The 25,125-nt window shown below is 48.7% G+C and carries 27 protein-coding genes; 3 read left to right on the top strand and 24 right to left on the bottom strand.

Annotated features, from left to right (window positions below):
• Positions 1–93 precede the first annotated feature (93 nt).
• The 3 genes from HMPREF1705_RS05510 to HMPREF1705_RS05500 are packed head-to-tail and all read left to right on the top strand — an operon-like array spanning position 94 to position 2,072.
• Positions 94–1,563 (top strand): NAD(P)/FAD-dependent oxidoreductase, encoded by a 1,470-nt coding sequence (locus tag HMPREF1705_RS05510; protein WP_057940763.1) that lies wholly within the window; start codon positions 94–96, stop codon positions 1,561–1,563.
• A 49-nt stretch (positions 1,564–1,612) separates the two neighbouring features.
• Positions 1,613–1,825 (top strand): type II toxin-antitoxin system Phd/YefM family antitoxin, encoded by a 213-nt coding sequence (locus HMPREF1705_RS05505; RefSeq protein ID WP_057940762.1) that lies wholly within the window; start codon positions 1,613–1,615, stop codon positions 1,823–1,825.
• Positions 1,812–2,072: a type II toxin-antitoxin system RelE family toxin gene (locus HMPREF1705_RS05500; RefSeq protein WP_009201801.1), complete on the top strand. Its 261-nt coding sequence runs from the start codon at positions 1,812–1,814 to the stop codon at positions 2,070–2,072. Before HMPREF1705_RS05505 ends, HMPREF1705_RS05500 begins: the two co-directional genes overlap by 14 nt.
• 202 nt (positions 2,073–2,274) lie before the next feature.
• Here HMPREF1705_RS05500 and HMPREF1705_RS05495 read toward each other — a convergent pair whose 3' ends face one another.
• The 24 genes from HMPREF1705_RS05495 to HMPREF1705_RS05380 all read right to left on the bottom strand — a co-directional run bounded on the left by HMPREF1705_RS05495 (position 2,275) and on the right by HMPREF1705_RS05380 (position 25,125).
• Positions 2,275–3,363 carry an iron ABC transporter substrate-binding protein gene (locus HMPREF1705_RS05495; protein ID WP_009201802.1) on the bottom strand — a complete coding sequence of 363 codons (1,089 nt, stop codon included), beginning with the start codon at positions 3,361–3,363 and terminating at the stop codon, positions 2,275–2,277.
• The gene (locus HMPREF1705_RS05490; protein ID WP_262349493.1) at positions 3,360–4,100 is read right to left on the bottom strand and encodes an ABC transporter ATP-binding protein; all 741 of its coding nucleotides are present in this window, start codon (positions 4,098–4,100) and stop codon (positions 3,360–3,362) included. Before HMPREF1705_RS05490 ends, HMPREF1705_RS05495 begins: the two co-directional genes overlap by 4 nt.
• Before the next feature lie 50 nt (positions 4,101–4,150).
• Complete coding sequence (locus HMPREF1705_RS05485; RefSeq protein WP_040348264.1) at positions 4,151–5,212, bottom strand: FecCD family ABC transporter permease; 1,062 nt, start codon at positions 5,210–5,212, stop codon at positions 4,151–4,153.
• A gap of 455 nt (positions 5,213–5,667) precedes the next feature.
• Entirely contained in the window at positions 5,668–6,618 is a 951-nt protein-coding gene (locus tag HMPREF1705_RS05480) for a radical SAM protein (RefSeq protein WP_057940761.1), read from the bottom strand.
• 127 nt (positions 6,619–6,745) lie between these two features.
• Entirely contained in the window at positions 6,746–6,928 is a 183-nt protein-coding gene (locus HMPREF1705_RS05475) for a hypothetical protein (RefSeq protein WP_131725251.1), read from the bottom strand.
• A gap of 30 nt (positions 6,929–6,958) precedes the next feature.
• Entirely contained in the window at positions 6,959–7,744 is a 786-nt protein-coding gene (locus tag HMPREF1705_RS05470) for a 4Fe-4S binding protein (protein ID WP_057940759.1), read from the bottom strand.
• 157 nt (positions 7,745–7,901) lie between these two features.
• Positions 7,902–8,177 (bottom strand): indolepyruvate ferredoxin oxidoreductase subunit alpha, encoded by a 276-nt coding sequence (locus tag HMPREF1705_RS10645; RefSeq protein WP_071804891.1) that lies wholly within the window; start codon positions 8,175–8,177, stop codon positions 7,902–7,904.
• A 1-nt stretch (position 8,178) separates the two neighbouring features.
• Entirely contained in the window at positions 8,179–8,577 is a 399-nt protein-coding gene (locus HMPREF1705_RS05460) for a NifB/NifX family molybdenum-iron cluster-binding protein (RefSeq protein ID WP_057940758.1), read from the bottom strand.
• A 4-nt stretch (positions 8,578–8,581) separates the two neighbouring features.
• The gene (locus tag HMPREF1705_RS05455; RefSeq protein WP_057940757.1) at positions 8,582–9,457 is read right to left on the bottom strand and encodes an ATP-binding protein; all 876 of its coding nucleotides are present in this window, start codon (positions 9,455–9,457) and stop codon (positions 8,582–8,584) included.
• Positions 9,458–9,478: 21 nt separating this feature from the next.
• Positions 9,479–10,354: an ATP-binding protein gene (locus HMPREF1705_RS05450; RefSeq protein ID WP_057940756.1), complete on the bottom strand. Its 876-nt coding sequence runs from the start codon at positions 10,352–10,354 to the stop codon at positions 9,479–9,481.
• 48 nt (positions 10,355–10,402) lie between these two features.
• Positions 10,403–10,960 (bottom strand): NifB/NifX family molybdenum-iron cluster-binding protein, encoded by a 558-nt coding sequence (locus HMPREF1705_RS10945; RefSeq protein ID WP_057941011.1) that lies wholly within the window; start codon positions 10,958–10,960, stop codon positions 10,403–10,405.
• Between the two features lie 11 nt (positions 10,961–10,971).
• Complete coding sequence (locus tag HMPREF1705_RS05440; RefSeq protein WP_091461666.1) at positions 10,972–11,274, bottom strand: DUF5320 family protein; 303 nt, start codon at positions 11,272–11,274, stop codon at positions 10,972–10,974.
• 170 nt (positions 11,275–11,444) lie between these two features.
• A complete protein-coding gene (locus HMPREF1705_RS05435; RefSeq protein ID WP_242603541.1) occupies positions 11,445–12,143 on the bottom strand; it encodes an ABC transporter permease in 699 nt (232 codons plus the stop codon).
• A gap of 28 nt (positions 12,144–12,171) precedes the next feature.
• Entirely contained in the window at positions 12,172–13,275 is a 1,104-nt protein-coding gene (locus HMPREF1705_RS05430; RefSeq protein ID WP_242603539.1) for an ABC transporter ATP-binding protein, read from the bottom strand.
• Positions 13,181–13,705 (bottom strand): Fur family transcriptional regulator, encoded by a 525-nt coding sequence (locus HMPREF1705_RS05425; RefSeq protein ID WP_234945540.1) that lies wholly within the window; start codon positions 13,703–13,705, stop codon positions 13,181–13,183. The genes HMPREF1705_RS05430 and HMPREF1705_RS05425 overlap by 95 nt, the downstream gene beginning before the upstream one ends.
• Positions 13,706–13,827: 122 nt before the next feature.
• Positions 13,828–15,387 (bottom strand): aminomethyl-transferring glycine dehydrogenase subunit GcvPB, encoded by a 1,560-nt coding sequence (gcvPB, locus tag HMPREF1705_RS05420; protein ID WP_009201818.1) that lies wholly within the window; start codon positions 15,385–15,387, stop codon positions 13,828–13,830.
• Between the two features lie 19 nt (positions 15,388–15,406).
• Positions 15,407–16,813, bottom strand: a complete 1,407-nt coding sequence (gene gcvPA, locus HMPREF1705_RS05415) for an aminomethyl-transferring glycine dehydrogenase subunit GcvPA (protein ID WP_009201819.1) — start codon at positions 16,811–16,813, stop codon at positions 15,407–15,409.
• Between the two features lie 57 nt (positions 16,814–16,870).
• Positions 16,871–18,724 carry a RiPP maturation radical SAM C-methyltransferase gene (locus HMPREF1705_RS05410; protein WP_242603603.1) on the bottom strand — a complete coding sequence of 618 codons (1,854 nt, stop codon included), beginning with the start codon at positions 18,722–18,724 and terminating at the stop codon, positions 16,871–16,873.
• A 50-nt stretch (positions 18,725–18,774) separates the two neighbouring features.
• Positions 18,775–19,293: a TIGR01440 family protein gene (locus HMPREF1705_RS05405; RefSeq protein WP_262349492.1), complete on the bottom strand. Its 519-nt coding sequence runs from the start codon at positions 19,291–19,293 to the stop codon at positions 18,775–18,777.
• 61 nt (positions 19,294–19,354) lie between these two features.
• Positions 19,355–20,488: an ATP-NAD kinase family protein gene (locus tag HMPREF1705_RS05400; RefSeq protein ID WP_057940751.1), complete on the bottom strand. Its 1,134-nt coding sequence runs from the start codon at positions 20,486–20,488 to the stop codon at positions 19,355–19,357.
• A 228-nt stretch (positions 20,489–20,716) separates the two neighbouring features.
• On the bottom strand, positions 20,717–21,814 hold the full coding sequence (locus HMPREF1705_RS05395) for a glycerol dehydrogenase (protein ID WP_009201823.1): 1,098 nt from the start codon (positions 21,812–21,814) through the stop codon (positions 20,717–20,719).
• A gap of 30 nt (positions 21,815–21,844) precedes the next feature.
• On the bottom strand, positions 21,845–22,393 hold the full coding sequence (locus HMPREF1705_RS05390) for a BMC domain-containing protein (protein ID WP_040348271.1): 549 nt from the start codon (positions 22,391–22,393) through the stop codon (positions 21,845–21,847).
• Between the two features lie 13 nt (positions 22,394–22,406).
• Positions 22,407–23,729 carry a 4Fe-4S dicluster domain-containing protein gene (locus tag HMPREF1705_RS05385; RefSeq protein WP_009201825.1) on the bottom strand — a complete coding sequence of 441 codons (1,323 nt, stop codon included), beginning with the start codon at positions 23,727–23,729 and terminating at the stop codon, positions 22,407–22,409.
• Between the two features lie 13 nt (positions 23,730–23,742).
• Complete coding sequence (locus HMPREF1705_RS05380) at positions 23,743–25,125, bottom strand: aldehyde dehydrogenase family protein (RefSeq protein WP_057940750.1); 1,383 nt, start codon at positions 25,123–25,125, stop codon at positions 23,743–23,745.

Genomic DNA, 25,125 nt, shown 5'->3' with positions numbered 1-25,125 from the left:
TAGCTTGCATATTACCCCTGGTGGGTATATAATGTTTCCTAAATTGCGGGATTATATGGAGTTAATTTAAAAGGGGAAGAGAGGAAAGAATACATGGATAAAAATAGTTTCTCTACTAAAGTTCTCATCATCGGCGGAGGCCCGGGTGGACGCATCTCCTATATGGCTTTGCGAATGATGGGCGAGGACAACGTGAAGATAGTTATGAATGAAGAACCAACGATCATCTGTAGCTTGCCGTATGGGGTTGGCAGAAAGCTCGTGCCCCAAGGCCCTGAAGCGCTGGTGGTAGACCTTTCCAAAGGCGAGCGCATGCCCAAAGATATGCCGAAGGATATCGTACATGGCGTCGTGAAAGAACTTGATATAGCTTCCAAAAAAGCTTATGCGGAAGAGGCTGATGGGCAGATCGAGATTTCCTTTGAAAAGCTCATTTTAGCCACCGGCGCCGTCCCATGGATTCCTCCTGTATCAGGTGTTTTGCGGGAAGGCACATCGTCTGTAACATCTGAGGGCAAAGACACATGGGTTATGTATGGAAATGAACTTGTCGAGAAATCCAGGTTGGCGCCCAACGTCTATGTCATCAGGGGAGCAGATGACGCTCGAAGACTTGATAAGTTCGCCTCTCGCGGCAAAAGCGTGGTTGTAGTAGGAAGCGGTGCCATTGGACTAGAAATGACAGAAGCCCTCCACGATCGCGGACTTCAAGTCCATATTGTCGAGGTATTGCCGCATTTGAGCGTGGCCTTGGACGCGGATATGGCATCTTTGATTGAAAAGCGTGCGCTCGAGCGGGGCGTTAAAGCCTATATCGGCGTGAGTGTGACTGACGTAACACCCGAAGGTGTAGTTTTGTCCGATGGCTCGACTATCAAAGCTGATGGTGTGCTCTTCGCTACAGGCGTGCGCCCCAACGTAGCATTAGCTAAAGCTTGCGGGCTCAAAATGGAGCGGGGAATCGTGGTCGACTCCCACATGAGAACATCTCATCCCGATGTCTACGCCGTGGGGGATGTCGTACAGGTCGTTGATGCACCCACTGGCAGGGCGATATTGCCCCTCATAGGCACCCTTGCCATGCGACAAGGGTTGGTTGCGGCGTCAAACATTACAGGAATGCCTGCAGAGCTTCCGCCCGTTACAATATGGGGAGTTAGCTCATACTTTGACCTGCATTGGACCAGCGTAGGGTGGAGCGAAGAGGCGGCAAACAAAGCAGGGATCCCTGTAAAGACAATCGTCCTTCCTGTTAGAACGAGGGATAATGCTATGCCTTTGGGGAAAAACGGTTATTGGAAGGTCGTTATCTCGAAAGAAAAAACTCCTGGTTTAAAAGAAGGGCAAATAATCGGTTTTCAAGCTGTGATCGAAGGCGATCCCGTAATCAACTTGAGCGAGCGTTTTTTGGACATCATTACCGCGAAGGAAAGCATATCAGAGATTTTGCGCCACTACTTTGCTCATTGTCCTTCGCAAAACGCTGTGGACGACCCCTACCTCGCGCTCTTCTTTAATTATCAGACAACCCTTGCCTCCAAATCCAGGCCACGGCCTATATAGGCTGGGTACGCCAAAGCTAGGTTATAATATATATTAGGGGTGAAAAGTCATGAAAAGTGGTGCTAAGAAAAAAACACCTGAATTTATATATCGAGATGGCAAACCAGTGGCTGTAATTTTAGATATTAATGAATATCGGGAGCTGTTAGAACGCTTGGAGGACGTGGAAGATTTGAAACTCTTGGAAGAGATGCGCAAAAAGCCCCTGCATTTTAGGGAATTGGATGAATTTTTGAGAGAATGTCAGAGTGGACGAGTATAGAGTTTACCTGGAACGGGCAGTCGAACGGGATTTAAAGCGCCTTTCTTCCGAAGATTTTGACCGCATTATCTCTAATATCAGAGCTTTGGCCGAAAATCCAAGACCTGCAGGTTGCCGCAAAATAGTGGGGTCAAAGAATGATTGGCGGATCCGTGTCAGAGAATATCGCATAATTTATGAAGTTGACGACGAGAAGAAGGCTGTAATGGTAATGCGGGTAAGACATCGCAGAGATGCATATCGGTAGTCAATAATAGTATTGGTTCTCTATATTCTTAGGTAGAATTACATATATTCCGTAACATGCTGCGCTAAGGGAACCACGAGAAGAAGTTGGATCCATTTGGGTCTGATGCCGCTTGTTGTAATGACGTAGCAAGCGACATGCATTGCTAATCGGGACTATCCTAGATTTTGCGTAAAGTTCCAATAGATGTAAAGTGAGGCGTTTAAAATATGGGGCCATAGCCGCCAAAGCTCCTTTTCATATCATCATATGCGCCTTTGCCTAAGAGAAATTTATATATATCATTAGCCTTTTTCTCCGGATCGATGTCTTTGAACGCCTCTGGGTATAAGACGGTACCCACGTAATAAGCGTTGGCAAAACAGGTGCCCAAGTTTGTGGTGTAGTGGTTATAGGGGAGAGTCAAATAAACTCTCCCCTGTTTAAACGCCGACAGGTGTTTGTAAAAGTGCGGATTTTTTTCTATATCTGCCTGGATTAGATGTCTTCCGCCGCCATCGATAAAAATCACGTCCGGATCCCACTCCAAGAGTTTTTCCCTGTCTATAAAAATATGGTCGCCTTTTAGTCCTTCTACGACGCTTTTAACGCCTAAAAACTCAAAAGGAGGATAGGACTTAAGGGTGCTATCGATGCCATGCGACCCTTTATGTCCAATCCCGCCTACATATACTTTTTGCCGATGTTCGCTCACTGCTGCTGTTCGTTCAAACAAGTCTTGCTTCATCTGCGTGAAAAATTCGACGAGGGCATCTGCCCTTCTATCGTTGCATCCCATTATTCGTCCGATCAACTCGAAGGAATCGAAAACTGTCTCGTCGAAAGTCGCCAAGTGACCATAGGACAGCACTACAACGGGAACGCCCAGTTTGTTCTGTAGTTTTTCTGCGTTTTGCCCTTGCATGTATGTTACAAAAAGCAGGTCTGGTTTGCATGCAAGGGTTGCTTCTGGATCTGGTCCGCGGTCTATATAGGCTGGCCCTCCTGGGCCTATCGTGGGAAGGGATTTGAACTCTGGGTGGGCATAGGCATAAGGTCGCCCTGTCGGGTCTTTTTCCATCTCTTCCACGCCGACCACTTTTCCTGTTTGGTTCATATAGACTACAAGCCTAAGCGCTCCCGGTCCTGCGCAAACTATCCTTTTCACAGGAAGGTCAATTGTTACGGATCTACCTGCCAGATCTGTAACGGTTAGAGGTTCCGCCCCTACAACAGAAGAGGTTATCCAAAAGAGGGCGAGCGCCGCTCCAAAAGCCAAAATACGTTTTGGTGCAAATGTTCCTATTTTCATGCTCCTACCTCAACTTTTGTAAAAATTCTTTCCTTTTTGGTTTCGAATGTTGGAATGACTATGAAGTGATCATCTACGCGGTGCATAACAACACGAATGTCAAATACCTCTTCTATGAGCTTAGGAGTAAGGATCTCCCGTCCACCGTAGGCATAAACCTCGCCATCTCGCAGCAAGAGAAATTTGTCGGCAAAACGAAGGGCCAGGTTTATGTCGTGGAGAGAAAAAATTATCGCCATGCCCCTTTCTCTTGCCAACTCGCAGAGCAAATTCATCACCTCGATCTGTCGATGGAGGTCGAGGCTGCTGGTCGGTTCATCGAGCAGGAGTGCATCTGGCTCTTGAGCTATGGCTCGGGCCAAAGCGACTCGCTGGATTTCGCCCCCGGAGAGTTCTCTGACGGGACGAAGGGCGTACTTCTCAAGCCCCATGGCGCACAGGGCTTCGTCAACTACTTCGAAGTCTCTATCTGTAGGATTCCACCTCATGTGGGGTTTTCGTCCCAACAGCACGGCATCGAAGACGGAAAGCTCACCTTCAGGAGAACGTTGCGGTACATAAGCGACCTTTTGCGATATCTGCTGGCGATTTAGCTCGCTTAGGTTGTCGCCATCGAGCATAACAACTCCTAACCACGGCTTCAGTAAACCATTGAGGCACTTTATAAGCGTCGATTTACCCGAGCCGTTCATACCGAGGATTGCCGTTGTGGTCCCTCTGTCCACTGAGATCGTTATCCCTTTTAGGACTACATCTTTTCGGTATCCAAATGAGACATCTTTGGCTGTTAGGATTTTCCATATCCTCCCTTCATGAGCAGATAGAGAAAAAGCGGTGCCCCCATGAAAGAGGTTACGATGCCGACGGGAAGCACAATTGGCGCCATAACGCTCCTGGCAGCCGTGTCTGCGCAGAGCAGTATCAAAGCTCCCACAACGCACGATTGGGGCAATAGATGGCGGTGATCTCCGCCCACCAATCTACGGGTTATGTGTGGTGCGACGAGGCCTACGAATCCGATAACGCCAAAAGTTGCGACCGCTACAGCGGCAATTAAAGCAGCTATTATGAGGCTCATCTTTCTCAGGCGTTCGGCATTTACGCCAAGGCTCTTCGCAACATCGTCTCCTGCGGCGAGGGCGTTCATGTTCCAGCGGTTGAGCAGAAAGAACAAGCTCGCAGGAACGATAGAGAGGACCATTAGAAGGAGTTCATTCCAGGAAGCCCTCCCCACATCGCCGAAGGTCCAAAACACGATAGATGCCACCTCAATGTCGCTGGCGAAATATTGGATCATCATGGTGCCCGACGTGGCGAGCGCTGACAGGGCGACCCCTGATAGCACAATAGCTTCGGGAGATAGGCGCCTTCTTTGGCTCAGGAACAAGATGAGCCATGTGGAGGCGAAAGCCCCTAAAAAGGCGAACATGCTCACGCCCCAAGGCAAACCTGCCAAGAAGCTTTCGTTTTTGCCGCTCGGTCCCAAACCTAAAATGACGAGAGCAACGGCAGCTCCAAACGCCGCCCCCTGAGAGACCCCAAGCGTATAAGGAGAAGCAAGGGGGTTGTGCAGGATGCACTGCATCGCCACCCCTCCCATGGCAAGCCCCCATCCGGCGAGGACCGCTCCAATGATCCTAGGAAGCCTGATACGCCATAGGATGGTAGATGTAACGTCATCGGAACGCCCTAACAAGGCTGCAAAGGCATCGCTTAAATTTACTTGGGAGGAGCCTACGGAGAGGGAGACGAAGACCATCGCCATAAGCCCTAAGGTGAGAGTGAAAAACATCACTTTGCGACGGTAAGTATATGCTTTATATGCCTCGATAGTAGATCTGCTTGACATTGCGAGCCCCCTAATAAGATGAGTATTACGAATAATATAATCCATAACACTCAGATGTCAACTTTCCGGTCTTCCTCAAAATTAATCTCTTCGAAAGGAGTTTGTTTCCTCATGATTGACAAAGAGAATAACCATCCCGAGAATCCCTTTTAGATGAAATTTTTCTTTAAGGATCTAAGCCCTTACGGCCACGGAGGTATCTACGGGCTGGACCGAAGTACATGCATTAAAGCACAAAGCCATGGTGAGGACATATACAGGCTGGAGGAGATGCGACACGGATAAAAAACTGCTGGTAACTAGGAACTCTATAGACATTGTATGGCTATCCAGGGAAATAGTTCGATCTTCAGAAAGACTATCTCACGCCTATGAGAACAAGATAAGGAGGCTTAACGATATGGTAAAGGGGTAGACATGTCATTTCAGGACGTCAAGGGAAAATTTCGACATTTTTACCGTTCCCCTTCTTTCATAACTCGGACATAATAGACCCAATTCCCGTATTGAACCCGTCTGATCCTGCCTTCGGCGACGAGGCGATCAATGCTTTTTTCGTCGGAGCCCTTGCGGCGCAAAACCTCTTTGACGGCGTCGCTGCGCATGGGGTGGACGGCGGTGATGTTTAAAATTTCCTCTACAGGGTCGTCGGTAACTACAAAGGCGTTGCCCTCGTAGCCCGTTAGCGTTTCTGTATCAATCCCTTGCTCTGTAAATATTGCATAGGCGGCTGCGACCGTCTCTGCATCGGGCATCTGTACCCATGAGGCGGCGGGAGGACGGGTGGGGACGGAAATGTAGGCCTTGCTGGGACTCAGGCTGGAGGAGACAAACCGAGCAACTTTTTCGAGTTCCGCCGGTCCGTCGTTAAGACCCTTCACAAGCATGGTTTCGCTGCACAGCGTGCCTTTATAGGAACGAGCGAATTCCTCCATGCCGACAAGGATATCGCCATGATCAAGGGATGGGTGCGGGCGGTCGATTCGTTTCCATAAGTTTTCCGTAAGGGCGTCAATTTTCAGGCTGACCCAATCCGCAACATATAGAGCCCTCCTTACATCTGCCTTCGAGATGAGAGAGGCGTTGGAAATAACGGCTGCAGGAATGCCCGTTTCCTTCAACCTCAATAGCAACTCTTCAAGGGCGAGGTCAAGTGTGGGTTCACCATCGGGAACGATTGTTAGATAATCGACTCGTTCTCCCCTTTCCGCAAGCTGCAAGAGTCTTTTTTTGACACGAGCAGCGAGTTCTTCCGGATCGCTGTAGTGCTGGCGCTGGGTCTCCATGCGCAACGTTGGCCCGATCTGGCAATAGACGCATGTATAAGAACAGATCTTATAGGGGATGTTGTTAATGCCAAGGCTCGATCCCAACCGACGAGACGGAACGGGACCGAATATGCTCATGAGAAACACCCCCTTCTAGATAACCTTTCTCATTTTGAGATTATACACCCTCTTGCCCGCCTTCAACGACGTCGCCAAGCCCTATTTTTCTGTCAAAATAGGATTTACTTGGCAGTCTTCCACAAACTTAAATATTGCACAATGGGCAGCTGCCGCCGTCGCTTCCACTGCTGCCCGCTGCTTTGCGCAGCGACGGGCCTTCGAGGAGCATAACCACATGGCTGCGACATTGAGGGCACTGAATCTCCCTCGACGATTCTCCATAAAACTCCTCACCGCAATTGAGGCATCGAAAACCCCTTTCATTCATATCCTTCACCTCCGACAAAAATTATTGCTGTTACTGTGCTTCTTTCAGGGGAACTCCCTCTGTTTCAGATGCGTTTAAGGTTTCTACGCGCAGAGCGCCTTTGGGACAAATTGCCACACAGTCGAGACACCCGTAGCATTCTGGCGAAATGGGAAGCTTTTCCTTCTTGCCTTGGGCCTGCAGCGTCTGTGATTTCTCGATGAGCGGCACGAGGAGACGGTCTGGGGCATCGCAGACGGAAGTACAAACCCTACAACCTGCGCACTTCTCCGCATCCATCACTATAGGGCTCCTTTTAGTCAATGCAGCTGCTATCGTCCCTATCGTGCCGCCCGGGCACAGGTGAGCGCAGAACGTTCTGGGCTCAAATACGATTGCTAAACCCGCCGCCAAAGCCAGCATGACTTGGCAAAATCGCAGGAACAAATAGCCGTGCTGGGCGTAAGAAGCATAAGCTATTGGCAAGCCCTTATGGACATTGACAAGCCAAACGATCCAGGCGAAATATCCAATCATACCGATGAGGAATGCGCTTTGAAGGACTCTGCCCTTGTTGAGCCATCTTGGGAAAGGCAATAATCTCAGAGAGATCTTCGACCAGATTAGATCGATGAATCCGCCGTTAGGGCAGAGCAAGCCACACCATATCCTCCCATGGAATGCGGAGAGCAAGCCACCCAAGGCTATCATCAAGGCGCAAAACCACCATTGTTTCAGCATCAGCACGGCCACGACGAAAGCTACCATAAGCTGCACTTGCATTACAGAGCGAATGCCCTTCCACGTTTGGGGGTCTATCTGTCCTTTCCCTTCCATCTGCATATCCCTCCGCTTCTGAGAGCGCAGCGTTCCAACTTGTGTGGACCTATTTTACCATACCCATGTAGGGTATATCAAGCCAGACAAATCAAACGTTTACAATCTCATTTCAACACCAAAAGATTAGTCCAAAGATCTACAAAAGTCCCCGACTTTAGCTATAAACAGGCTCAGCACGAGATTTTTTCGCCCTTATAACTACAAAAGACCCTTCGCCATACCCCTCTTTGACCGGCTCTAGTCCCTGAATCTCGGAAAGGTCTCGAAATATGGCTCCGTAGGGGCAAACTGTGACACATGCACCACACTGGTTGCAGAGAGTTTGGTCTATGATTGCTTTGCCATCTTCCACTTTTATGGCTCCTGTGGGGCATGTCTTAGCGCATACCCCGCAACCTTGACATATATTGGGATTTACAGCATATGCCAATTTATTGCCCCTGCAATTCCTCTAATGCTTCGTGATGCCCGTTACAAGCAGCACCTGCACCATGTTCCTCGCCATGATGACAAGTGTTGGAACTGCCGGAAAGATTGCCCTTTATAAATGCTTCGAGCGCGCTATCTACACTCATGGGATCGCACGTTTGAACCGTTATGCCGAAAGAGGCAAACAAATCTCTTGCCCTCGGCCCCATATCTCCTGCTATCACTATATCCACATCAAGATCCTTCATCCATCTGGGCAGCACTCCCGGTGCATGTCCAGGATTAGTGTAAATCTTTTCTTTTACAACTTTGCTTCCATCGATCTCAACGAGTCTAAATTCTGGAGCGTGGCCGAAATGGGGACAAACAACACCTCTATCAGAAGCAATCATCACTTTCATGGCATCATCTCCTCTTTCTATTGATTTCTACCATCGTAACAATGGCATCCCACATTCGCTCTATTTCGTCTTTTATGTTTCCTCTATCGACCTCTACCACCGGCACTCCTCGCGATATAGCTTCAACAAAAACCTCGTCGAAGGGAAGTTTACCGATCAATTCTATGCCTCGCTGACTACAGTATCTTTCGATCTCGCGGCCTATTTCCTCGTTTAAGTCGTATTTGTTTATACAGACTGCAGCCGGAACGCGGAAGTGTTTGCAAACTCCCGCCACGCGTTCCAAATCGTAGACCCCTGACACAGTGGGTTCAGCTACCAACAAAGCCATTGCAGCTCCTGAAAGGGACGATATTACCGGGCAACCTATACCTGGCGGCCCATCGGTGATAATATACTTTAACGCTTTTTCTTCGGCCAATGCCTTTGCTTTCTGCCTCACCAAAGCCACGAGCTTTCCCGAGTTCTCTTCTCCGGGAATGAGTCTTGCATAAACCAAAGGGCCATACCTGGTCTCGGACACGAACCAGTGGCCCGATAGGACATCTTCCATCACTATTGCGCCGGCTGGGCATGCATGAAAACAGAAACTGCACCCTTCACATGAGAGGCGATCGACCTTAAAGTCTTTTATTGCGCCGAACCGACATAGCTTTTGACAAAGGCCGCACTTGTTGCACTTTTCCTCTTCGATGCGAGCTTTTTTCCCGCTCCAAAATTCACCCTTTTCTGCTATTCTGGGAGACATGACAAGGTGAAGATCGGAGGCGTCTACATCACAATCTGCCAAAATCTTGCTCTTCCCAATGGCAGCGAACGAAGCCGCTATACTGGTTTTTCCCGTGCCGCCTTTACCGCTTATTATTACAATTTCGTTCATAGGGCTTTCCTTTCTTGGTGTTTAAGCGTTATATGTGGCATGAAGCCGACCTTTTTTAAGTGTGTAGAAGAGATCTAAAAAGGCATCGTGCCATCGCGTCTTCACTTCTACCAGGGGAATACCTTTGGAGTAGAGAGTAGCGATATCCCTGTCGAAAGGGATCTTTAGCAACACAGGTATCTCGCTCTCGCGACAATATTTCTCTATCAGGCTATCGCGTGAAGGACTCGAACGATTGATTACGACCCCGCAAGGGATGTTAAGATATCTTATCATCTCCACTGCCAGAGAAAGATCATTCAGCCCAAAGGGGGTCGGCTCGGTGACCAAGATGGTATAGTCGCTCCCCTGTACAGCCTCTACCACTGGGCAAGAGGTGCCCGGAGCCACATCGATTATCACGTCCCTTTGATTATCAATTTGACCATTTATATACATCTTGGCTTTCCTTATTACTGGTGTTGACATGGGTTCCCCCATATTGAGCCTTCCTTGGACAAGTTCCAGATTATTACGATAACCTATTTCAACAACACCTACCTGCCTATTAGTTTCTACAATAGCTGACTCTGGACACAAATAAGAACAGGCTCCACAACCGTGACACAGCTCAGGGAAAACAATCACCTTACTCGGAAGGGACGCTATGGCATGATAGGCACATACTTCTGCGCATCTGCCACAATGATTACACCTATCAGCGTCTACTCTGGGGATGGGGACATATACAGGCTCTGCACTTTCAATAGACGCGTGCACAAACAGGTTGACATTCGGTTCTTCTACGTCACAGTCCAATATCTGTACTGAAGCACGTTCGCTTACAGCCAAGGCTAAACTCGTGGCTACCAACGTTTTCCCTGTACCGCCTTTGCCGCTCGCTACGGAGACGATCATATCCCCACCCCCTCGCACGTATTTACAGCTTCTGCTACCATTGCCGCTCTAATCTTCAGAAGTTATCTCATCAATGCGACGGTTTATTTCAGAAAGTTGCTGCTTCAACGCTTCTGCTTGACCTTTCAGCTGCCTGAGCCCTTCTTCTTCGCTCGGCGGTTGGAACACAACCCCTGACATGCTAACGCCTCCGTGCATCCCGAAGCCGCCCATACCTCGACCCCTATCTTTGCCGAACCCTCCGCCCATCCCGAAGTGAGGAGGGACATCTGGGGCAGATGTAGACGCCGGCTTCCCCTGCTTAAAAGATAAAACGGCATCCCTTACTGTGCCAGAAACGCCTGTGATGATCTGCACGCCAGCGGCAGATAAGACCTCATATGCATTGGGGCCACAGCTTCCTGTAAGCACTACCTGTACCCCTTTCCCCACTATCGCCTGAGCAACGCTGATTCCTGTCCCTCCTGGAGCACTTGCGCTGCTGTTTTCCATAGTCTCAAATTGCATAGAATCAGGATCGACGATGATGAAGTAGGGAGCGCGTCCAAAGCGAGGATCTACCAACGCATCTAAATTAGGAGCGGTCGCCGATACGGCTATCTTCACAAAATCCACCTCTACTTTCCCTCAAGTTCTCTGACGCGGGCTTCAATAGCATCGAGTTGGGCCTTTACGGCATCAGCTTGAGCTTTTAGAAGCTCAATTTCCTGCTCTTTACTCATTGCTTGAGGGTTAGAAGCACCTTGCGCATACCCCCACCAAGGACGAGGGATATATCCTTCGTAAGGTGCCCCTGCAGCACCGCCCAAGAAGTACCAACATCTGGGAAGACCACCTCTGCCCATACCCACATATGGCCATGCGGGGCTCCACCCCCGAAAGCCAAACCCATAACCGCCCCTGCCAAATCCTCTGGGCATACCCAACCCCCCCTTGATATTAATATTGATAATCATTATCAATTGTAATTATACTAAAATAACCGTCATTGTCAATACATTTGACAACAAAGGAGAGGTAATAGGTATATGATTATACGATTCTTAAACGAAATAACCAGTCAATATGTTCCTATCAAGCATATGAAAAGTCATTCAAACTTTTTTGATAACAAATTGGCCGCCGGAAGGAAAAAAATCAAAAAGAAGGCCATCAAAACAGCAGCATAAAGCGCTAGAGTGACACCTTGACTAACACCTGAAATGCCCTGGAATCCTTTAACTGCGTATGTGAGGGGAAAAAGATGAGCTAAAAATTGCAAGGCTTTCGGCATGGCCTCAACAGGATATACCACACCGCTTATAAATACCATGACAAAGCGAGGTAGATTGAGCAGGGTTTGAGCCTCAAAGACCTCCTTTACCATTAAACAAAGAAGTGATCCCATAGCGGAAAATGCCAGCAGGGCCGGCAAAAGAATTGATAAAAAGGATATCCAGTCCAAGTCAAAATTTAAGAAAAGGGCGCACATCACTGCCACTAGTGAGCTCATAAGAAGGCCAAAGATAGCTCCGCCCAGAATTTTCCCAAGTAAAATTGCCATAATGCTAATGGGAGCAAGTAAAAGCCTCTCCAATGACCCGAGGCGAAGCTCGAAGTTTATCACCACCGCTTCCGCAGCAGTGGTGCTGAACAACGCGGTCATGGCAAGGAGCCCAGGGATCAACCCCTTAAAATCCACTGGGTTTCTAAGATAAAAGGCCAGAACCCATGCAATAGGAAAGACTATTCCCCAACTTATGGCGGGAGGTTTAAGGTAATAGGTCCTCATGTCTTTTCGATAATACACCATATTCCCCTCAAGTCATCGCGCATCGTCACTTACCTCCCTTTTCCATCGTCATCATACTTGGGGAAAGCCCGGTGATCCTCACAAAAGCTTCCTCAAGAGTGGGTTTTATAGTATTAATAGACTCAATTTCTGCCCCTGCATCTTGTGTTGCTCGACAGATATGAGGAAGCAGACTATTTGTGGTTCCACTGCAACGCAAAGTGTTCGAGTCTATAATGATGGGCTTAGTCCCTATAAGAGCGGCTAGCCGCTCTACCAATATTGAGGCAGATCCCCTTATGGTAAGTTCAATGGCCTGTTCCTTAATCGCCATTTTCTTTAGCACTTCAGGCTTTTCGACCGAGACAATTTGTCCCCTTACGATGATCGCGATGCGGTCGCATAAAACGTCTGCCTCTTCCAGGTAATGGGTGGTCAAAAATATCGTCATCCCTTGATCGCGCAATTTTTGAATAGCACTTCTCAGAGAGCGTGCAGTCATGACGTCAAGTCCAACAGTTGGTTCATCCAAAAACAATATCTTAGGGTTGTGAATGAGGGCTGCGGCAATGGTAAGAGACCTCTTCATCCCCCGAGAGAGCGTCCGAAATGGACGATCCCTCTTTTCCTGCAGGCTAAAGAGCTCAAGCAGCGTCATAGCTCGTTCATATCTCTCCTTCCTTCTTACGCCATAGAGTTTGCCCATAAAGAGGAGATTTTCCAAGGCCGTAAGTTCGTCGTAAAGATTTGAGGCCTCCGGCACTACTCCCGTAAACCCCTTGGTCATTGCAGCGTTCGCCTTAATGTCAAGACCCAACAGCTCCACATTGCCTGCTGTAGGTTTAGATAGCCCAGTAAGCATGCGGATGGTGGTGGTTTTTCCAGCACCATTGGGGCCTAAAAAGCCAAAAAGTTCTCCTTCTTCCACATCGAAGCTTACGCCGTTGACGGCAACTAAATCCCCATACCGCTTGATTAACCCTTCAGCTTTAATAGCTATGGACGTGACAATGCACTCCTTTCTTTTTGGGCAATGAAGATATTGCAACAGTACATCACATAAGTCCGCGATGCATGCGCCTCCTGCGACGACAACGACATTCCCCTTGGGGCATTCTTGAGGGGTCAAAACCTTTTCTGAGGCATTCATGACATACGCCAAAGAGCTCAATGCTTTGCGGAAGTAGAGTAAACCCCATATCTTCAGCCCACTCTTCCGCGACCTGGCTCTTTTGATCTTCATCTTTAAGATGCACCACCCTGCCACAGCCGCGACAGACAAGATGGAAATGGATATCCTTGAGCGACACCTCAAATCGGCTAAAACCCTCATCTAAATTTACCTCGTGCAGAAAGCCCATCTCCACCAAGAGCTCTACTGTACGGTAGATCGTGGCAAGACCTATGGAGGGATCCTTTTCCTGTATGAGGTCCAAAAGCTCTCTAACGTTCGGATGTTTATCCCAATTTTGAAGTATGGTCTCTACTATGAGCCTCCGAGGACTGGTAATGCGAAAACCTTTTTCTTGCAAGGAGCGCAAGTACTCCTCCACCTTTTCCTTCACTTTCTCTTCATCCACTATCTCAATCACCTCTCGATCAGCTTTCGGGTCATATAAAAAAGGCAGCAAAGCCTATTGGTCATTTTTTTAGAGGCCTTGCCACCATTATATTTCTATCTACTCTACTTCGTCCAACTGGTTTAGGTTCGACCCTTTTTCTTTATGTACGCTCTCCATGTGGTTGCCCAACGCTTGGGATCATCCAGCGCAGACTCATCGGCCAACTTGTGGGATGCGCACTTATGAGGCGCATTTTTCACAACTTCAGGATTGGAGTAGGCCTCATCGCGAATGTGTTTTAAAACTGCTGCGTATTCATCCAAATCCTCCTTACCGTAGCTTTCACAGGGCTCAAGCGTCATGGGCTCGGGAACCACCCAGGGATGATGGCTCGTCCAGTAATGCTGCAATCCAAAGTCGCCCACTCGTCTCATGATATCCGTCGTGCTAACTCCCGTCGCCTCGAACAACTTCTGCCAACAGTAACGGGCTTCCTCAAGGCGTCTTCTTCCTGGTGCGTAAGGTACGTCCATTTCAGGGATCAATTCCTGCAGCTTCTTTTGCAGGTAATTGTGGTTTATCGTAGATATCTCGGATACTTCCTTGAGGTATTCCTGACCTACGGCCCTGATCCAGGCATAGGCGCGCACCAATACCCCTGCAGGACCTTGAAACTGCCTTATTTTGCCCACGCTTTCCGGCCTGTCGAAATCGAGGTAATACTTTTCCCCGTCGTATTCGACCGTTGGGAAGGGCAAGTACTTTGCCAGGTAATCCCTTACGCCCAGTGCACCTAAGCCTGGCCCCGAACAGCCGTGAGGAGTGCCGAAGGTCTTGTGAATATTGAAGTGGCACATGTCAAATCCGGCCTCGCGTGCCCTTGCTATTCCCAGAAGGACGTTTGCGTTTGCCTGGTCGTAAAAGCACAGGCCGCCTGCATCGTGTACTATCTTGACGAATTGGTCGATCTCCGTGTTGTATATCCCCGTATCCTCGGGGTTGGTTATGAACATCCCGGCGGTCCTTTCCGATACGGCAGCCTTGACCGCTTCTATTGAAGGATAGCCGTTTTCGCTGGGAGGAAGGATTATCAGCCTGAAGCCAGCCGTTGCAGGGGCTGCGTGATCACAGGGGTGCGTAAAGGCTGCGCTTATGATTTCCCTGCGTTTATCCAACTCGCCTCGATCGCGATGATAAGCCCTCATTATGCTTGCTGCCGTATAAACGGCATGAGCTCCGCCCTGTGGATGCAAACTGAACTTGTCCATCCCGGAGATTTCTTTGAGGATCTCCTCGAATTCGTAATACATTTGAAGTATCCCTTGAACGGTATCCACATCCTGCCAGGGATGAAGGGAAGCTATACCCGGATGTGCCGCCAGTTCTTCGTTGATCCTGGGGTTATATTTCATCGTGCACGTTCCTTGGCTTATGTCATTACACAGGTTTGCCCCAAGTGTCTCCTGGGCGAGGTGGATATAATGCGCTAAGACCCTCTTTTGATCTAACTCGGGCAATGCCGGAAGTTGCTCTCGAAACATCCCCTTTGGCACGAGATTTTTCGCATCGCCCGCCTCCTTCTTGATTTCCTCGTCCGGAGCCGGAGGGATTAGACCCCTTCGCCCCGGGACGGAGAGCTCAAATATTATCGGCTCGTTCCAATGGGCCTGATGGAAATTTCTCAATTTAACGTCCTCCATCTCATATCCCCTCCTACCATTACATGCCTACGACGGAGGCCAGAGCATCCGCCAGCATGTCTATGTCCTCTTTGCTGTGAAGCTCCGTCACGCAAAAGAGGGCGCTTTGCCCCATTTCAGGGAAGTCCTTCGACAGGTCTTTGCCCCCAAATATTTTGTGGTCAAGCAAGGCTTTATTTATCTCTGCAACCGTCTTTTTTGTCCCGTCGAAATTGACCGTAAATTCTTTAAAGTGATAGGAATCAAAGAGCGGCGCCTTAACTCCCTTGATGGACGAAAGCTTTTTAGCGGCATAAGAAGCCCTCTGAAGCAATCCCTCGCCTAATTCCTTCATTCCCTGCGGTCCCATCAAAGCCATGTAAACGCCTGCCACGATGCCGTGAAGCTGGGCCATCGTACCCAAGAAGTCCTTGGCCTTATCGCGAGATGCATAAGACGTTCTCTCGTACAAGACCTCGCCAAATCCGTATTCTCCCTCTTCCACTGTCTCCGCAATCCCAAACAGCAAAGAGGGATACTCCGCCACGAACTTGGGCTCGTCGGGAGTAGCAATAAATCCACCCAAGCCGCCGCCATAGCTCATGGGAATGCCAAGAGGCTGCACATCACCACAGGCAAAATCGGCACCGTAGTGAGCAGGCGGTTCAAGTACGCCCAAAGAAATTGGATCCACGCCTACCGACAGCAACGCCCCCTTAGAATGAAGAAGGTCGGCTATCTCCTGTCCCCGGCTTTCTATGACGCCGAAGAAATTTGGGTTTTCCATATACAAGACGCAAACATCGTCGGACAGTTTGCTCTTTAAGTCGTCAACGTCAAGCAAGCCGGTTTTCGGATCGTACTTGACCGTCTCTATATCCGGGGTCGCAGACCATGCGTAGTTTTTGATGCATGACAGCCGCTCAGGGCTGATCGATTCGGCCACCAATGCCTTGCCTCTTCCCGTCATGCGCGATGCCATCCTTACGGTGGTGGCACATGCCATGGCCCAATCGTAGGTAGGAGTGTTCACCATATCCATGTCGACCAGTTCACCTATGCAGCTTGCGTATTCAAACTGGGCCTGAAATTTGCCGTGATCTGCGAAGGCCTCTCCTACATAGGCGGACAAAAATTCATCCCTTTCCATTATGGTCTTACAAACTGCCGGCACGTAATGCTGCCAGCATCCGCCGCCCAGAAAGTTTAGGTATTCCTCGCAATTTTTGTTCTTGGAAAGCAGGTTCGTTACGTGTTTTTTAAGCTCGTATTCGGATGTGATTGCCTTGGGGATGTTTAGAGGCCTTTTAAGCCTTAAATGTTCTGGAATTTGACCGAAAATATCTTCCGCGCTTTCAATCCCTATTTCCTTCAGCAACTCCTCCTTAATTTCGGGAACGGAATTGGGGATATAAGGATGAGCCCTTCTCTTTTCCTTCTCTTCCATGCTGTTACCCCTCCCAAATGATAAATTTTGAAGCGCTAAATAACCAGATACATTTCCTCAGGGCATCACCTCTTCTTCAGTCACAAGGCTCAATAACATCTCACCTTCCTTTAATACCATACCATATTTTATTAAATTGATAATAGATTGCTTAATCTTATCTTCATCTTCTACGAAACCTTTTTCGCTTAAACTTAACGCGATAGCCTCAATGGTCACGGGCTTACTGCAAGCTTTGCAAACCGCCAATGTAAAGGGATCAAGCTTTATGTGCCATTCACCCTCACCGGACCTTCTGTCGATTATGAGCCCTTCTTCGTAGCGTGAAAAACAAAGCGAACTTTTGGGATGAATTTCCTTCCAGAAAAATATGTTTTCCATAAGTTCATGGGTATACTCGGCGCAATTTTGGGGAACCTGATATTCGAAGGTAAAAAAAGAGGCAAGATTGCTCACTGATTCATCATCAAAGGGGTAAACGTAAGAATAGGATGGATAGGGACTTACGTCCTTTATACCATATCCCGAGGGATCTTCGAAACAGGGACTAAAGCGGTCTAGCCTGAATTGACCAGCATAGTTGGGCGGATGTAAATGAGTCAACAGGGGCACTAGCTTCGCCATGTTTTCGTAAGCCTCCACAGGTTCGCCCGGGAAACCCCATAGAAAGTTCCACACCGGCATTATTTTTGCTTCGCGACACCCTTTGAGAAATGCTATGTTTTGAAGTGCACTCACTCCTTTGCCAATTATGGACAAAACCCTTGAGCTTAAGGATTCAATGCCGACTTCGAGCCTTTTTAGCCCACAGGCAGATAGCTTCTCAAGTAATCCAAAGTCAATGTCCGGCCTTACCTGGAGATAAATGATTTCCGGCTTTTTTTCAAATGCGGACAGCGCATCCGCCAAAGCCTCGAGCATTTCCTTATCGGCCGATTCGTCGCTTGCGCATAAACTAAAGCCCTCGTATTTGCTTGCAAGAGTTCTTACTTCTGAGACTATTCTGCCTCTGTTTTTCTTTCTGAAGACAAGCGTCTCGCTCGATTGGCCGCAAAAGATACACCTTTTTTTCTGGCCCCAGTAACAACCCCTGGACATCTCGAAAAACAACCTCGGCTTTCCTCGCGAATCGGACCTTCTTTTTCTATAAATGTTCGCAAAATCATCGTAATCCGGAATTGGTACCAAACCCATATCCATCTCCAAAACATGACGACAATGATCAGAAAATTTTGCACCTTCGCTTTTCAGATCCATAGGAGTTACAATTCCATCTACCTTGGACAGGCCGCCTAAGTTTAAACCTTCAAGGCAGAGACCGACGAATTTTTTAAATGAAGTATCGCCCTCTCCTAGACATATGGCATCCACGAAGGGATGTTTCGCCAAAAATTCCAGGCCCATCGCTCCTTTGCAATTGGCCCCACCAAAGACCACTGTGGTGTTTGGGAGAACCTCTTTTATCCTCCTTGCCAACGCCAAAGAGGCGACCTGCTGATGAAACATGCTTGTGAAAGCTACTATTTTCGGCCTTTCCTTTGCGACGACCTTTGTAATTTCTTCTAAAAAAGGGCCTGCCGAGCTTTGAACCTTTAAAAGTTCATCGTAAAGATGAGCGTCAACGGCAGGTTTATCGTATGGTGCTTTATGCTCCTTTAAATTTCCTATGAGCACTTGGCCAATATATTCCTCGAATGTAGGAATATTATTACCATACAGCATTTCGGCAAACAGCCTGTCTCCAAGCAAATCTACAATATGCCATGTAGATATTTTATCATACAAATCTACACCGATCTTTTCAGAAAAAGTAACGTTGAAATCAAAAACCTTGACGTTGAATTCATCTTTCAAAGCGCTTTTTAAAATACCGAGGGCAAAGGAAGGTTGCCTAAAACTGGCGAAGGGCATGTTGATCAAAGCGACATCCAGGTTGGCTTTTGCTTTTGGTATTGATGAGATCATTTTTTGTAGTAAGAGGGATATTGAGCCCTCTCTCCTCCAATTAATTTTGGTCTCGTTCTTGCCATGACCAGGTTGGCAGCGCCAATCTTTTTAATCTCGCTCCTGACCGGGACAGCAACATGTTTGAGATGCATTCCTATCATTGTATCTCCAATGTCGATTCCCGCATGACCCCTTATGCCTTCAACTACCCTTGGGTCTTTGAATTCTCCGTAAGCCGTCACCGCCAGGGCACCACCGGCTTTGAGGTGAGGCAGGACGGTAACAATCTCGAGCTGATATTTCTCAGCGCACTCTCCCTCTACGACAAGAGATCTATTCAAATGCTCACAACACTGCACTGCGAGGTATAAATCAAATTTCTTGACAAGAGGCCTAATGCCGTCCATAACAGCCTTGGCAATCTCAAGATTCGATGCCGAACCTATCTTTTTTCCCAAAATCTCGCTGGTACTGCATCCAACGACGAGTATGTCCTTTGATTTAAGCTCGCTAATGGACAAAAGTTCTGACAGTGCCCTGTGTAGGGATGACGTTATTTCACTTAACTACACGCCAAAACCTCCTCCCTTAAATTTAAGCTGAGACTTTCATAATGCGCTGCTCGAGATATCCCGTAACCACTCTAATATATCCGCAGAGTGCTCGATCCAGCTCTTCGTCTCCCGTGTCGACCAGAAGGGGATTATGGCCCAAGGCCGATACCTTGTTGCGCGTCGAAATTACGATGAGGTTGTCAAGACCGACCTTTCTTATGACCTTTGGACTGATCTGTTGATTGCCCCTTCCAAATATATATCCCTGTCCCCCAATTATCGTGACGACTATAAAGGCTTCTTTGGCATCCGATAGAATTTCGAGCAATTTTTCTTCGTCGGCATCGAAGGATACAAGTCTCTTGCCCTTGGCGACGTCAACACCAAGCAACGTGTAGCCTTCTCCTAACTTCTCTTTAATGGCCCTCGTTGTTGTGCCGGGGCCCAAAATGTAAAGGGCATCCTTGTGCTTCTCCATATGATCCAAAATGTAATAGGATATTCCCTCCAGGTCCATCGCGTCAGAAGCTGCTTGCCCCGCCTTCTTGCTTTGAACGAAAGTCCTCTCGTGAGGAATGAACAAATATCCGTAAAGGGCAGCACTAACCCGGCCTTTGCGGAAGGCCTCTTCGTCTATATCCATGACTTCCGCTTCCTTTACATCCTTTGTCTTTCCCTGCAAATAAAGGAGAGCAAGCTCGCCCGCTCTCCTTGGATTTATTGCAAATACACCGGAATGGATTTTAACGCCCGCCGGAATTCCCAAAACAGGTTGCCTTTTTTCTTTTATAGCCGAATATACGTCTCTGGCAGTTCCGTCTCCGCCGGCAAACAACAATATCTCCACTCCATAATCTGCTATCTCTTTTGCTGCTCTTCTTGTATCTTCCGAGGTAGTTTCTCCCGGGGTGATCTTGCCTATAACGGTAGGGTTAAAACCTGCATCTTTTGCCTCGATCTCGCCCATCTCTCCAGGGTATGTGACTATCTCTATTTCGCTTTTTAAGGGGGCTAGCCGGAGGAGTGCTTCTACGGCCTTTTTGGGCGCCTCAGCTATTGCCCCCTTTTCCCTGCAGATCCGTAAAACCTCCTGGCCGTCTGTGCCCTTCAATCCCAACTTACCTCCCATGCCGGCAATGGGATTTACAATAAGCCCAAGTCGATGACGAATCATTAATAAACCCCCTAACGACGATACAGCAGAAATAAGTCATTCACACAGTAGAAAACTGACAGATAACCTTTGTTCATTATACAACATTAACTATCTTTCAACATCACAAATATGGTTTAGCTTATTAAAATAGTTTTAAGTACAGGCTCGATATACAGACAAAAAATGGTCCCCGCTTACAAACTTTCATTGCGGGGACCGATTAGCTATGTCATCTAAGTATCTTACTTACTCTTCCAAGAAGGCCCTCCCCAATGCATCGGCGCCAAGCATGGCATTTGCGACCATTTCCGGGGTCACTTTGAACGGCATATTTGCCATGGTGGTGCCTTCCGCACAGGCAGCTTCAGCAGCCGGGAACAATTTCTCGTAGCTTACCTCCTTGAGCCCAAGCTGCTTTAGTGTTACCGGAAGACCAATTGAGCATGCGAAATCCAGCACCTCATATATGGTGTCAGGATCTGCGTCCTGAAGCACCAACTGCGTCAACGTGCCAAAGGATACCTTCTCCCCATGATAGGCTTTATGCGTCTCTTCCAGGACTGTCATCCCGTCGTGGACTGCATGAGCGGCGGCAAGCCCGCTGCTTTCAAACCCCAAGCCGGAAAGAAGGGTATTGGCTTCGACGATCTTTTCCAATGCAGGAGTCACGGCGTGGGCTTCGCAGGCGATCTTGGCATCCAAGCCGTATTCCAATAACAATTCGTAACAGAGTTTGGCCAAGGCCAGTGCTGCGGCAGTCCCCTCGCCTCCGGGCATGTTGGGGGCCTTCGTGAAGCTGCACGCTTCTGCCTCAAACCACGTAGCTAAGGCGTCTCCCATGCCGGACACAAGCAACCTGGTTGGAGCTTTAGCAATTATATTGGTATCCACCAACACCAAATTGGGATTATGGGGAAGGACGAAATACCTTTCAAATACGCCTTCAGGTGTATAAATGACGGCCAGTGCACTGCAAGGAGCGTCCGTTGCTGCTATGGTGGGTATTGAGGCCACGGGGACCTTCATGTACTCGGCAACGGCCTTAGCAGTGTCAAGCGCCTTTCCTCCGCCAACGCCAACTATAACGTCAGCACCGCTTTGCTTGGCAATCGCCGTTAGCCTGTCGATTTCCTGGTCGCAGCATTCCCCGCCAAAGTGCTCTTCAAAATATTCTATGCCGTTTTCGGAAAAACTTTTCTTCATGGCATCCCTAACGGAATCTAGACCTCGTTTTCCGCCAAGCACCAATGCCTTTTTGCCAAGCAATGCTACGTGTTTTCCGACCTCGTTCATTGCCCCTGCTCCCTGGACATACCTGCCCGGGGCTATCATTATTCTGGTCATTTCAATTCCTCCTTATAAGTTTAAAATAGGTTACAAAACTGCACCCTTCAGATCGGGATGGGGATTGGGGATAAAAGATGTATCCACAAGCAAACCCTTGCTTGCGACCAGCTCTTTAGCAACCGTAAGGGCCGTCTTGACCTCAGAAATATCTCCTCCCATGGAGAAGAAGGACTTAGCCCCCATGCCCCTTCCCAACCTGATCTCTATCAAAACTACCTTAGCAGCCTTGGCAGCCGCATCTGCTGCCTCTATGATGCATGGAGCAGCCAACGCTTCTACCACGCCCAATGCTCCCATATCGCCTACTTCTGTAGTGCATGCCAGAGCAGGAAAGACGGAAGGGTGAACGTTTGGAAGCAGCATCTCGTCTGTCAACATCTCCTCTGCCACTTGCTTTCCTGCGTTTAAGGCGTTTTTGACGGCACTCACCTGTCCCCATACCACGATCAGGTATTTCCCGGGGCATATTGGTGAGGCATGAAACAGCTTCACGTTAGCTGCCTTAAGCATAGTATCAACCGTCGCTACACCCCTTGCCACACTTATAAGTTCGAAAGTTCCTATAGCCCTTTCCATGGCAACCATCCCCCTACAGGCCTGAAGCCCTAATCGCAATATATTCCGAGGTTATCTCCTCGACCAAGCCGCTGATGGAGGCATGGGCGTTAGCTCCCAAGGCATTATCCGGCAGCTTGGCTATCAAATCTCCCTCCTGAACCTCATCATGCAACGACACGACGGGAACAGACGGTGCACCAGTATGTTGTTTAAGAGGTATCTTCACCCTTTCAGCCACAAACTCGCCGTTAAAGTGAGGATGTACGTCGTATGTGTCCAAACCCAGGCGCGACATCAACCTCTTGGTCGGGACCAACCTGAAGGGCCTTTCTGCTCTAGGATATATCGCCTTTTTCTCGAACTGTGGCTTTACCCCCTGCTGCCTCATGGCTCCCTTTATCACCTGATTTACCCGCCTTGGGGAAAGGTGCATGGGACATGCATAAAGGCCGCTGCACAAATTGCATTCCGAACAAAGCATGGCCGACTGGACTATCTCGGGTAATCTCATGGATTCATACGCCATGGCCTGCATAATCTTATGGGGACGAAGGTCGTAGCCTATAAGATAGCGAGAACAAACCATGGTACACTCGTTACATTGGCAACAGGCCACGCGAGCCTGCCTAAGCATTACGCTGACTGGCATGTTCTCGTACCTTGCAAAGGCGGAGTTTGACGGCAGTACCAATATGGCCTTTGTCATCTTGGTGACGGGGAAATTTGCATCTTTGTGATATTGCCCCATCATTGGGCCACCGTCCACAAACACGGGCTCATCAATGGTCGGTCCCCCGGCAGCCTTGACCAACTTTGAGGCCTCCACTCCCAGGGGAACGCTCCATACACCTGGAGAACTGACCGCTCCTCCGACCTGAACGAAGCTATGAGTTACGGGTTTTCCCTCTAAAGCCCGACCTATATTGTAAAGCGTCTCCACGTTGTTTACGATGGCACCCACATGGAGCGGCAAGCCGCCCTCAGGGACAATACGGCCGACGCACTCGTGAAGCAGGATAACCTCATCTCCGGCCGGATAGTAATCGCCTAAAACGCATACATCGCCTCCCGCAGCCTGCAAGGCGCTTATGCAGTCGCCATGTTTTTGTTTTACCCCAAAAACGACCTTACACCCCATGGCAGACGACATGGCCTTAGATGCAGCTATCAAATAGGAGGCCCAATTTAACATCAAGGTCTGATCTACGTAAAGGAGCGGCTCGCATTCAGCGCCGTTTATGACGTAGGTATCTATATCTGTAGCCTGAAGCTTCACATGGGTGGGGAATCCCGCTCCTCCTGCGCCTACAACACCTGCATATCTTACAAGCTCGATCAATTCATCTTTAGTCATAAGTGTCGCCCGCCTAAACTATGCGAAAAGCCCCATGGAGCAGACACCGCCTAATTCTGCAGAAGGACAATGGTGTCGTAGGACCATGCCCTGTAGTGGTCCCGATGGTAAAGGCTGTGGGACAATCGCCTCCTACACCGATGGAGGCAAAGGATGGAGCGTTCTTTACGAACATGGACGTCTCCATAGTTTTAGCCATATCGCTCATGTTGTCTATGTTGGTGCTGTGGATTATGGCAGAATGCTTGAAGCCGTGTTCTACGCGCTTTGCCATGGCCAGTCCCTCTCTGAAATCAGCAACTCTTACCATGGCAAGTATCGGCATCATTAGCTCTTCCTGAACGAAGGGATGTTTTTCGTCGCATTCAACTAATATAAGCCGCACATTGGGGGGAGGGGTAATGCCCAATTTTTCCAGGTATACTGAGGCATTTTTGCCAACCATATCCTTTTTTATCTTGTGATCCTTTGTCAACACCAGCTCTACCAAATCAGCTATCTTCGATCGATCCTTTAATTCGTACGCCCCGTTATGACACATCAGCTCTTTTAAATCGTCTGCAATGCAATTGACGGCTATCAGTTCCTTTTCCGCGATGCAGGGAAGGTTGTTGTCAAAGGAAGCACCTGCGATTACGTCCTTGGCTGCTTTTTCGAGATGCGCCGTCTCGTCGACCAGGACCGGGGGGTTGCCGGGGCCTGCTCCTATAGCTGGTTTTCCTGAAGAAAGGGCAGCCCTTACCACTCCTGGTCCTCCTGTGGCTGATATCAGCTTAATGTCCGGATGGGACATTAACTCCTTTAAGCTATCCAGAGACGCATCACTCAACACCGACACCACCTCGACTGGCGCCCCCTCCTCGGCCAAAATGCCTCTGATCAGCTCTACAGTTCTTAAGGTACAACGCAGTGCACCTGGGTGGGGTGAGAATACTACCCCGTTGCCCCCTGACAACATACAGATAGTATTGTTTATTACGGTGGCTACCGGATTGGTGGATGGCGTTATCGAGGCTATGACTCCGAAGGGAGCCAACTCCTCCAGTATAAGGCCGTTGTCTCCTGATATTGCCTTGGTAGTGAAGTATTCGGGTCCTGGCGTTTTGGTAATTGCAAGTTTTTTCTTTAATATCTTATCATCTAAACGGCCCATATCCGTATCGTCTCGCGCAAGCTTGGCCAGCTCTTCAGCGTGGGGCAGGAGCTTCGACTTGATCGCCGATAGGATTTTAGTTCGAGCATCGAGGTTGTAATCCCATTGCCATGCCCTTTGGGCTTCGACGGCAGCTCCTACGATTTCCCCAACAGAAGTTCGACCTTTGGCCTCCTGAGCCAGTTCCTTCGTTACCTTCTCGACAATTTTTTTAACAAGATCATCTACCCGAACTGATTCCAT

It is taken from the genome of Acetomicrobium hydrogeniformans ATCC BAA-1850 (assembly GCF_000160455.2).
Classification (GTDB): Bacteria; Synergistota; Synergistia; order Synergistales; family Acetomicrobiaceae; genus Acetomicrobium; species Acetomicrobium thermoterrenum.
Note: the sequence above shows the minus strand (reverse complement) of the source record. Positions and strands in the feature narration are given on the sequence as shown.

Excerpts from the sequence above, each read along its gene's own strand:
- HMPREF1705_RS05510 (WP_057940763.1), top strand. The coding sequence starts at position 94 with ATGGATAAAAATAGTTTCTCTACTAAAGTTCTCATCATCGGCGGAGGC.
- HMPREF1705_RS05505 (WP_057940762.1), top strand. The coding sequence starts at position 1,613 with ATGAAAAGTGGTGCTAAGAAAAAAACACCTGAATTTATATATCGAGAT.
- HMPREF1705_RS05495 (WP_009201802.1), bottom strand. The coding sequence starts at position 3,363 with ATGAAAATAGGAACATTTGCACCAAAACGTATTTTGGCTTTTGGAGCG.
- HMPREF1705_RS05485 (WP_040348264.1), bottom strand. The coding sequence starts at position 5,212 with ATGTCAAGCAGATCTACTATCGAGGCATATAAAGCATATACTTACCGT.
- HMPREF1705_RS05480 (WP_057940761.1), bottom strand. The coding sequence starts at position 6,618 with ATGAGCATATTCGGTCCCGTTCCGTCTCGTCGGTTGGGATCGAGCCTT.
- HMPREF1705_RS05475 (WP_131725251.1), bottom strand. The coding sequence starts at position 6,928 with ATGAATGAAAGGGGTTTTCGATGCCTCAATTGCGGTGAGGAGTTTTAT.
- HMPREF1705_RS05470 (WP_057940759.1), bottom strand. The coding sequence starts at position 7,744 with ATGGAAGGGAAAGGACAGATAGACCCCCAAACGTGGAAGGGCATTCGC.
- HMPREF1705_RS05460 (WP_057940758.1), bottom strand. The coding sequence starts at position 8,577 with ATGAAAGTGATGATTGCTTCTGATAGAGGTGTTGTTTGTCCCCATTTC.
- HMPREF1705_RS05455 (WP_057940757.1), bottom strand. The coding sequence starts at position 9,457 with ATGAACGAAATTGTAATAATAAGCGGTAAAGGCGGCACGGGAAAAACC.
- HMPREF1705_RS05450 (WP_057940756.1), bottom strand. The coding sequence starts at position 10,354 with ATGATCGTCTCCGTAGCGAGCGGCAAAGGCGGTACAGGGAAAACGTTG.
- HMPREF1705_RS05440 (WP_091461666.1), bottom strand. The coding sequence starts at position 11,274 with ATGCCCAGAGGATTTGGCAGGGGCGGTTATGGGTTTGGCTTTCGGGGG.
- HMPREF1705_RS05430 (WP_242603539.1), bottom strand. The coding sequence starts at position 13,275 with ATGAATGCCTCAGAAAAGGTTTTGACCCCTCAAGAATGCCCCAAGGGG.
- gcvPB (WP_009201818.1), bottom strand. The coding sequence starts at position 15,387 with ATGGAGGACGTTAAATTGAGAAATTTCCATCAGGCCCATTGGAACGAG.
- gcvPA (WP_009201819.1), bottom strand. The coding sequence starts at position 16,813 with ATGGAAGAGAAGGAAAAGAGAAGGGCTCATCCTTATATCCCCAATTCC.
- HMPREF1705_RS05410 (WP_242603603.1), bottom strand. The coding sequence starts at position 18,724 with ATGCCCTTCGCCAGTTTTAGGCAACCTTCCTTTGCCCTCGGTATTTTA.
- HMPREF1705_RS05400 (WP_057940751.1), bottom strand. The coding sequence starts at position 20,488 with ATGATTCGTCATCGACTTGGGCTTATTGTAAATCCCATTGCCGGCATG.
- HMPREF1705_RS05395 (WP_009201823.1), bottom strand. The coding sequence starts at position 21,814 with ATGACCAGAATAATGATAGCCCCGGGCAGGTATGTCCAGGGAGCAGGG.
- HMPREF1705_RS05390 (WP_040348271.1), bottom strand. The coding sequence starts at position 22,393 with ATGGAAAGGGCTATAGGAACTTTCGAACTTATAAGTGTGGCAAGGGGT.
- HMPREF1705_RS05385 (WP_009201825.1), bottom strand. The coding sequence starts at position 23,729 with ATGACTAAAGATGAATTGATCGAGCTTGTAAGATATGCAGGTGTTGTA.
- HMPREF1705_RS05380 (WP_057940750.1), bottom strand. The coding sequence starts at position 25,125 with ATGGAATCAGTTCGGGTAGATGATCTTGTTAAAAAAATTGTCGAGAAG.